This is a genomic window from Frankia sp. CoWAU3 (genome assembly GCF_977971855.1).
In genome coordinates, this window is the sequence record NZ_CDWWXB010000100.1 from 1 (window position 1) to 8,764 (window position 8,764).

The window sequence follows — 8,764 nt, forward strand, 5'->3', positions numbered from 1 at the left end:
CGCCCACCATGGCCACGACCCGGCCCTGCGCCTGCAAGCGACGGACCGCAGCGACCTTCTCCTCGGGCAGGACCTCGGCGATGACGTCCTCGGCCGCGATGCCGACCTCGGCGGCGACGGACCGGGCGACCGCCTCGGCGTCCCCGGTCAGCAGGACCGGGTGCAGCCCGAGCCGACGCAGATCGGCGACGGCCGCGGCCGCGGTGGGCTTCACCGTGTCGGCGACACTGATCAGTCCACGGGGACGGCCGTCCCAGCCGACCACGACGGCGGTATGCCCGGCGGCCCGTTCCCGGTCCAGCTCGGCGGCGAGCGCGTCCGGGAGTTCCGCGAACACCTGGGGCCGCCCGACGAGCACCGCATGCCCCTCGACGGTGCCGCGCACGCCGAGGCCCGCGGTGTTCGCGAAGTCCGCGACCGGCGGCAGCACACCGACGGCCACCGCGTGCTCCCTGGCCGCGTCGGCGATCGCCCGGGCGATGGGGTGCTCGCTCGCGTCCTCCACCGCCGCGGCGAGCCGGAGCACCTCGGCGGCGTCCTCCCCGGGAGCCGGCAGCACCGCGACAACCTGCATCCGCCCGCTGGTCACCGTGCCGGTCTTGTCGAGTAGGACGGTCTGGACCCGCCGCGTCGACTCCAGCACCTCCGGGCCGCGGATGAGGATGCCCACCTGCGCACCGCGTCCCGTCCCGACCAGCAGCGCCGTCGGCGTGGCCAGGCCCAGCGCGCAGGGGCAGGCGATGATCAACACGGCGACGGCCGCGGTGAAGGCATCGGTCGCCGGCTGCCCGAGAGCCAGCCAGACCCCGAGGGTGACGAGTGCGAAAATGATCACCACCGGAACGAACACCGCCGAGACCCGGTCGGCGAGGCGCTGGACGCGGGCCTTGCCACTCTGGGCCTCCGTCACGAGCCGGGCGATGCGCGCCAGCTGCGTGTCGGCACCGACCCGGGTGGCCCGGACCACGAGCCGCCCGCCGACGTTCACCGTCGCCCCGACAACCGCGTCACCCGGGCCGGCCTCAACGGGCACCGACTCGCCGGTGACCATGCTCGCGTCCACCGCCGACAGCCCATCGAGCACGACGCCGTCGGTGGCGATCTTCTCGCCCGGACGGACGACGAACTCGTCCCCGATCCGCAGCGCCTCGACCGGGATCCGCTCCTCGACCCGTCGCGGGCCAGTCCCCCGCGCGCCGTCCGCCGGCCGGACGCGCAGCACGGTGACGTCCTTCGCCCCGAGGTGGAGCAGCGCCCGCAGGGCCGCGCCGGAACGCCGGCGGGCACGTGACTCCAGGAATCGGCCGGCGAGCAGGAACACCGTCACCCCGGCGGCGACCTCCAGGTAGAGGGCCGTGCCCGCGCCGCCGTGGGCACGGCCGCCGGTGCCGTGACCACTCCCCGAGTGGACGATCTCGCCGGCCGAGGCTTCCGGGCCCGGGAATCCGCCGGTGAACGAGAACGAGTGCCGCATCCCCGGCTCGCCCGCTCCGCCCAGGAACAGGGCGTACAGCGACCAGACGAAGGCGGCCAGCGTTCCGAGGGAGACCAGGGTGTCCATCGTCGCGACACCGTGCCGGGCGCCCCGGGCCGCGGCCCGATGGAACGGCCAGCCTCCCCAGAGCACGACCGGCGTCGCCAGGGCCAGCGAGACCCACTGCCAATAGTCGAACTGCCAGGCGGGCACCATGGCCAGTACGATCACCGGCATGGCGAGCGCCGCCGAGACCGCCAGCCGGACACGCAGCGCCCGCAGCGCCGCGCCGGGTGCGTCGTCCTGCGTGCCGCCGCCGTCCTTGGCATCCGCCGCACCCGCCACCTGCTCGGCCTCGGTGCCGGCTACGGCCTCGGTGCCAGCCGCCGTCTCGGCCCCGGTGTCAGCCGCGCGTCCGGCGGCCGGGGCCGCAGAGTAGCCCGCAGCCTGGACCACGCGGATCAGATCGTCGAGACGGACCGCGGGGGCCTCGGTGTCCGCGAGGGTCACGGTGGCCTTCTCGGTGGCGTAGTTCACCGAAGCGGTGACGCCGTCCAGCTTGTTGAGTTTGCGTTCCACCCGCGCGGCACACGATGAGCAGGTCATCCCGCCGATCGCGAGCTCGATCCGCGCGGGGTGACCCCTTCCGACGTCGAGAGTGGTCATCAGCTCTCCCCTTACGGCGGATTCCTGACGGCGGACCGGAAGGTACCGCCGGTCACGGGCGGTGGGAGCGGACACACCCGCCGACCACCGGCACCGTTGGCACCACCGAAGCGCTACGCCCGCCCGACAAGCTCGTATCCGGCCTCCGCAACGGCCTCCCGGACGGCGCTGTCCTCGACGACGCCATCGCTGACGAGGGTGACCCGACCCTCGGCCAGGTCCACGGCGACGTCCGACACGGTCGGCAGCCGCGCGAGCTCCTCGGTCACGGATCGGACGCAGTGCTGGCAGGTCATCCCGGCCACCGTGTAGGTGGTCGTGTAGGCGGTTGTCGTCATGGCCGTTCCCGTCTCCTCGTCTCCTCTTGTAAGCCGCCCCCGGTCCCGATGGATCTGCCCGACCCACCGGCGCCCGTCCCACCTCCCGAACATACCCTCCCCCCGTATGGTGTACCAGTACCCGGTGGGGGTATCTTCCGAACCAATGGCCGATCATCACGGGGGAGATCCCACCCACGCCGACACGGGAAGGCCGCGACGCACAGCCCCACCTTGGCCAACCCGCCGGCCCACTTCGGGCAACATGCCGAACACTTTCCGCGCATGTCGAGCTTCCGGCACCATCGTGGAGAGCAGGCGCGCGGGACTGTGACCGGATGGGCCGCCAGCTGGGCGACGGGAGCGCATCACATCAGCGCATCGCAATACGGCCGGGTGGTCCAGAGTCCATCAGATCCTGCGCGGACGGACGACCGGCACATCAGCCGGGCATCCACGACCCGGCACGTCGGGGCGCCGTCTCGCGGTGGTCACCCACCGGTCCGGCGCGGCCCGCTCCGTTGAGCGCGGCCTCCCGCCCGGATGCCTGTCCAGAAACCTGCCGGCGGACAGGAATCGTCACCGAGGGGGACGGTCAGCGGGCGGCGGCCAGGCGGCGGGCAACCTCGGTGGCCCAGTAGGTCAGGATGATGTCCGCCCCGGCCCGGGAGATCGCGGTCAGCGTCTCGTCGATCGCCCGGTCCCGGTCGATCCACCCGGCCGCCGCGGCGGCCTCCACCATCGCGTACTCGCCCGACACCTGGTAGGCCGCCACCGGTACGTCCACCGTGTCGGCCACCGCCCGCAGCACGTCCAGGTAGGCCAACGCCGGTTTCACCATCACCGCGTCCGCGCCCTCGGCGAGGTCGAGCGCGGCCTCGCGCCGGGCCTCCTCGGCCGAGCGAGCCGGATCCTGCTGATAACCGGTCCGGTCCCCGAACTGCGGGGCGCACTCGGCGGCCTCGCGAAACGGCCCGTAGAACGCCGAAGCGTACTTCGCCGAGTAGGCGATGATCGGCAGGTCGACGAAGCCCTCCGCGTCCAGCGCGGCCCGGATCGCGCCGACCTGGCCGTCCATCATCCCGCTCGGCGCGACGACCTCGGCACCCGCACGGGCCTGCGCTACGGCGATCGCGCCGTAGCGCGCCAGGGTGGCGTCGTTGTCGACCTCCCCGGAGTCGGTGAGCAGACCGCAGTGCCCGTGGTCGGTGTACTCGTCCAGGCACAGGTCCGTCATCAGGACAACGTCGCCACCGACCTCGGAGGCAAGATCGGCGAGCGCGAGCTGGACGATGCCGTCCGGGTCGTCGGCGGCCGAGCCCCAGGCGTCCTTCTCCGCGGGCACACCAAACAGGATGAGCCCGCCCACGCCGGCCTCGACGGCCTCGACGGCCGCCCCCCGCAGCGAGGAGCGGGTGTGCTGGACGACACCAGGCATCGAGGCCAGCGGAACGGGATCGGCCACGCCCTCCTTGACGAACATCGGCAGCACCAGGTCGGACGGGTGTAACCGCACGTTCGAGACCAGCCGGCGCAGCGCGGACGAGCGGCGCAGCCGGCGGGGACGTGCCGTCGGATAGCCGGCCTCGGCCCCGTTCCCCCGGGCCTGCGCCCTCACCGCCGCGAGCCTCGCCGTGGCTTCGGCAACCGCGCAGCGAGCGGCCCGATCTTCCCGAGCTCCTCCCGGTGTTCGGCAGCGAACTCCGCCAGCGCCCCGACAAGGGCGGGGATGGACGCCTCCGGAGCCTGCACGTCGACGCGCAGCCCGAGCTCCTGGGCAGTGGCGGCCGTCGCCGGACCGATCACGGCGATCACCGTCGTCTCGTGGGGCTTGCCGGCGATGCCGACCAGGTTGCGCACGGTCGAGGATGAGGTGAAGACGACCGCGTCGACCCGGCCGCCCTTCAGCGCCTCCCGGATGGATGCGGGCGGCGGAGCGGCACGCACGGTGCGGTAGGCCGTCACGTCATCGACCTGCCAGCCGCGTTCCTTCAGGCCGGCAACCAGGGTCTCGGTGGCGATGTCGGCGCGCGGCAGCAGCACCCGGTCGAGCAGGTCGAGGGTGTCGTCGAAGTCCGGCCAGTCCGCCAGCAGCCCCTCGCTGGACTGCTGCCCGGACGGGACGAGATCGGGCCGGATACCGAAGGTGCGCAGCGCGTCGGCCGTCGCCTCGCCGATCGCCGCAACCTTGACCCCCGCGAACGCGCGGGCGTCGAGGCTGCGTTCCTCGACCTTCTCCTGCACCGCCTTGACCGCGTTGACCGAAGTGAAGGCCACCCACTGGTAGCGCCCAGAGACCAGACCGGTGATCGCGCGCTCCATCGGGGCGGCGGTCCGCGGGGGCTCGACGGCGATCGTCGGCACCTCCAGCGGGCTTGCGCCGTGCGAACGCAGCAGGTCGGACAGGATCGCCGCCTGTTCCTTGGTCCGCGGGACCAGCACCGTCCAACCGAACAGCGCCCGGGTCTCCCACCAGGAGAGCTTGCCGCGGGTCGCGACCACCGGGCCGATGGACAGCACGACCTGGGTGATCGGGGTGGGGGCCGCGGTCAACAGCGGTGCCGTGTCCGCCTCGACCCGGTCGAGCGTCGAGGTGACGGTGCGCTGGTCGGTGGTGGTGCCGTCCACGGTCACCGCGATCGGGGTGTCACCGGGCCGCCCGTGCTCGACGAGCGCCGCCGCGACCTTGCCGACCTCCGTCGGTGCCGCCGTGACCACGAGGGTGCCCGGGGTCTGGGCGAGGGCACCCCAGTCCAGGTCACCGGGGGAGGAGATCGGCGCACCGAACCCGCCGAAGCCGCCCGGGGCACCGAGGCCCAGCGGCGAGCCGAACCCGCCGGTTCCCAGGCCACCGCCGAGCCCGCCCCCGAGACCGGCGATCGGCCGTCCGCCCAACCGCGAGGCCCCGAACGGAGGACCGGTGAGCGGACCCACCGGCTCGCTCCCGCCGAACGGCGAGGACGCCGGCACGGTGCCCGACGACGAGAAGACCCCGGAGGTGCTGGCGAAGGTGACCGGCACGCCCGGGGCGACCCCGGCGTAGGTCGCGACCGCGGCGCCGGTGAGGATGCCGGGCACCACCCGATAGGGGATCTTGGCCTTCGCGAGCGCCTGGGCGTCCGCGGCGCCGATGCGGGTCAGCCACGGATCGGAGGCGTAGAGCCGGACCACCTTGTCACCGGCACGGGCCCTGCTCACCACCGCGGCGGTCGCCGCCTCCGCGTCACGGACCGGCTTCGGCGCCTCGAGGTCGCCGATGCGCAGCACTTCGGCGGTGAGGTTCTCCACCACCGCCGGCGCCACCTCGGGATCGGCCACCACCAGGTCGGCGGCGGCCAGGGTCTCGACCGCGAGGACGGTGAGCAGTCCGGGGTCACGCGGTCCGGCACCCACCAGGGCGACCGGGGAGACGGGCTTCTTCGTTCGTCGGGTGGCCATGCTCAGCGGGTTCCCATCAGCGAGTGTGCTCCGGCGGACAGCATGTCGTCCGCGAGGCGCTGCCCAAGCGCCTCCGGGTCGACGGCGGATCCGGTGACGTCACGCCGGAGGACATCGCTTCCGTCCGGCGCGGCGACGACCGCCCGCAGGCACAGACGACCCGCGGGAGGCGCACCGCCGGCCTCCGCCGCGGCTCCTTCGGCCGGCTCCGGAAGAAGCTCGGCCAAGGCGCCGACCGGGGCAGTACAACCAGCTTCGATGCCGGCGAGGAACGCGCGTTCCGCTCTGACCGCGACGGACGACGATGCGTCATCGAGCACAAACCGTAGCAGCTCGGCGAGGCCCGTATCGACGGGCCGGCCGCCATCTGACCACGTTTCGCCGCCGGTTTGTCCCACAGCGGGACCTGAACCCGGCCCGGCGGGCACCAGAGCGCGCGCCGGACCGGCCACGACGAGCCCGGCACCGCCCGTGCACTCGATCGCCAGGGCTCCCTGGCCGGGCGCGGGCAGCATCACCGTGGGTTCGAGGATCTCGGCGACGGCATCGAGCCGGTCGAGCCGCGCCAGCCCGGCATGCGCGAGGACGACCGCGTCCACCTCACCGTCGATGGCCTTCTTCAACCGGGTGTCGACATTGCCGCGGATCGTGACGACCTCCAGCCCGAGGCCGAGAGCACGCAGCTGCGCGGCGCGACGTGGGGATCCAGTCGCGATCCGGGCGCCGGCCCTGAGCTCGGCCAGGCGCCGCCCGCTCGGGGCGACCAGCACGTCCCGGGGGTCCGCCCGCGGCGGGACCGCGGCGAGCACCAGACCGGGTGGGGTGGCCGTCGGAAGGTCCTTCAACGAGTGGACCGCCAGGTCGATCTCGCCGGACAGCAGGGCGTCGCGCAGCGCGCTGACGAAGACGCCGGTCCCGCCGATCTGGCTGATCTCCCCGGACGAGCGGTCCCCCGCCGTGACGATCGGCACCAGCTCGACGGCGCAGCCCACCCGCGCCCGCAAAGTGGCAGCGACCGTCCCGGACTGGGCCAGCGCCAGCGCCGAGCGCCGTGTTCCCAGCCGCAGCCGGCGGCCGGCGAAACGGGCCAGCAGGTCGGCGCCGGTACCCGTGGCGCCGGTACCCGTCGGATCGGTACTCGTCGGATCGGTACTCGTCACGAACACTCCAGCAGATCAAGGTCAGGCACGGACACCACGGCGGGCACCTCACGCGGCAGATCGAACAGTTCCCGCAGGGCCTCGGCGTAGGCGTCCCCACCGGGCGCCCCGGCCAGCTCCTGTACCCGCACGGTCGGGGCGTGCAGCAGCTTGTCGACGACGCGCCGGACCGAGCCCTCCACCAGGCTCCACTCCCGATCGTCGAGGTCGGGTAGGCGGGTGTGCAACCGGGCGAGCTCGCTACGCACCACGGCGGCGGCGTGGGCCCGCAGCGCGACGACGGTCGGCGCCACCCGGCCCGCCCGCCGGCGGTCGAGGAAGCTCGCGACCTCGGCGGCGACCAGCGCGCGGACCGCCTCCACGTCGTGCGTCACCTGGGCGCCGTCCAGCGCGATGCGCAGTGCGTCCAGGTCGATCAGACTCACCCCGGGCAGCTCGCGCACCCCCGGGTCGATATCGTGCGGCAGGGCCAGATCGAGGAAGACCAGCGGGCGCCCTGCCCGGCCGGGCAGGGCCGCGGCAACCAGCTCGTGCTCGACAACGAGACCGCTCGCGCCGGTCGAGGAGATCACCAGGTCCGCCATGGTGATCTCGTGGGCCAGGTCAGTGAGACCGACGACCCGGGCCTCGTGGGCCTCGGCGACGCGGGCCGCCCGGGCGGCGGTCCTGTTCGCGATCACGACCTCTCCGGCGCCGGCTCGCCGGACGGTCTGCGCGGCCAGCGATCCCACCGCGCCGGCACCGATGAGCAGCACCCGGGCCCCGGCCAACCGCGGGGGTTCGGGCGTCACGGCGTGCCGCAGCCCCTCGGCCGCGGCTCCTCCCCCGTCCAGCGCCCGCCCGCCCGGCGGCGCCACCAGCACGGCCGGAACCTCGCTGTGGAGGTCCAGGCCGGAAGCGGCCAGCCGGACACCCACCGAGACAATGGAGGCGCCGGCCGCATCGATGGACGTCTCGGAGTGGGCCCGCTTGCCGACCCGCAGCGCGGCCTGGAACAGGCCGGACAGCGCGCTGCCCGCCACCCCGGCGGCCTGACCGGCCCGGAAGGCCGTGCGTACCTGACCGAGGATCTGGCTCTCCCCGACGAGCATGGAGTCCAAGCCGCACACCACCGAGAACAGGTGCCCGATGGCCCGCGCCTCGTGGTGGACGTACAAGTGGCCGGCAAGATCACCGAGGTCGATCCCACAGATCCGGCTGAGCTGGTCGGAGATGTCGGCGACCCCGCCGTGGAAGGTCTCGACCTCGGCATAGATCTCGATGCGGTTGCACGTCGAGAGCACCACAGCCTCGCTGACGTGGGTGCCCTCGGCCAGATCGTGCAGGACCTTCGGGATGTCCTCGGCCGAGACCGAGGTGCGTTCGAGCAACGACGTGGGCGCGGTCTGGTGGTTGAGCCCGACCACCAGGAGGCTCACGACGCCTCACCTCCGGCCATCAGCGCTCCCGCGGCCGGCAGCGTCCCGCGCGCCGGCGATCCAGGCTCCGCGGTGTGCTCCAGGCGCACCGCACCCGGTTCCCCCTCCCGATCATCCCGGGTCGGCCGATCGTCCCGAGCCATCCCGGCCGGACGAGCTGCCCCCGCCGGACGAGTCATGCCTACTTGCCGAGTCACCCGCACGACCTCATCCGTATCGGTCTCCAGCCTGCCCGCGGAGGGCTCCGTCCCGTCCGCGCTCGTCACCCCGTCCAGGCCCGCTGCCCCGAGC

At 73.6% G+C, this 8,764-nt stretch carries 6 protein-coding genes and 1 pseudogene; all 7 read right to left on the reverse strand.

The features are described from left to right. On the reverse strand, nt 1–2,140 hold a 2,140-nt coding region (locus tag AC08ON_RS10695), incomplete at its 3' end, for a heavy metal translocating P-type ATPase (protein WP_476616878.1). Nucleotides 2,141–2,253: 113 nt separating this feature from the next. Continuing rightward, entirely contained in the window at nt 2,254–2,478 is a 225-nt protein-coding gene (locus tag AC08ON_RS10700) for a heavy-metal-associated domain-containing protein (protein WP_476607176.1), read from the reverse strand. A 574-nt stretch (nt 2,479–3,052) separates the two neighbouring features. Then, nucleotides 3,053–4,075, reverse strand: a complete 1,023-nt coding sequence (gene hemB, locus AC08ON_RS10705) for a porphobilinogen synthase (RefSeq protein ID WP_476607177.1) — start codon at nt 4,073–4,075, stop codon at nt 3,053–3,055. Then, complete coding sequence (locus tag AC08ON_RS10710; protein ID WP_476607178.1) at nt 4,072–5,895, reverse strand: bifunctional uroporphyrinogen-III C-methyltransferase/uroporphyrinogen-III synthase; 1,824 nt, start codon at nt 5,893–5,895, stop codon at nt 4,072–4,074. The genes hemB and AC08ON_RS10710 overlap by 4 nt, the downstream gene beginning before the upstream one ends. Nucleotides 5,896–5,897: 2 nt before the next feature. Further along, entirely contained in the window at nt 5,898–7,055 is a 1,158-nt protein-coding gene (gene hemC / locus AC08ON_RS10715) for a hydroxymethylbilane synthase (RefSeq protein WP_476607179.1), read from the reverse strand. Beyond that, the gene (locus AC08ON_RS10720; RefSeq protein ID WP_476607180.1) at nt 7,052–8,473 is read right to left on the reverse strand and encodes a glutamyl-tRNA reductase; all 1,422 of its coding nucleotides are present in this window, start codon (nt 8,471–8,473) and stop codon (nt 7,052–7,054) included. The genes hemC and AC08ON_RS10720 overlap by 4 nt, the downstream gene beginning before the upstream one ends. Further along, nucleotides 8,470–8,764 (reverse strand): annotated as a pseudogene (locus tag AC08ON_RS10725) (redox-sensing transcriptional repressor Rex); the annotation flags it as partial. The pseudogene AC08ON_RS10725 and the gene AC08ON_RS10720, both read right to left, overlap by 4 nt.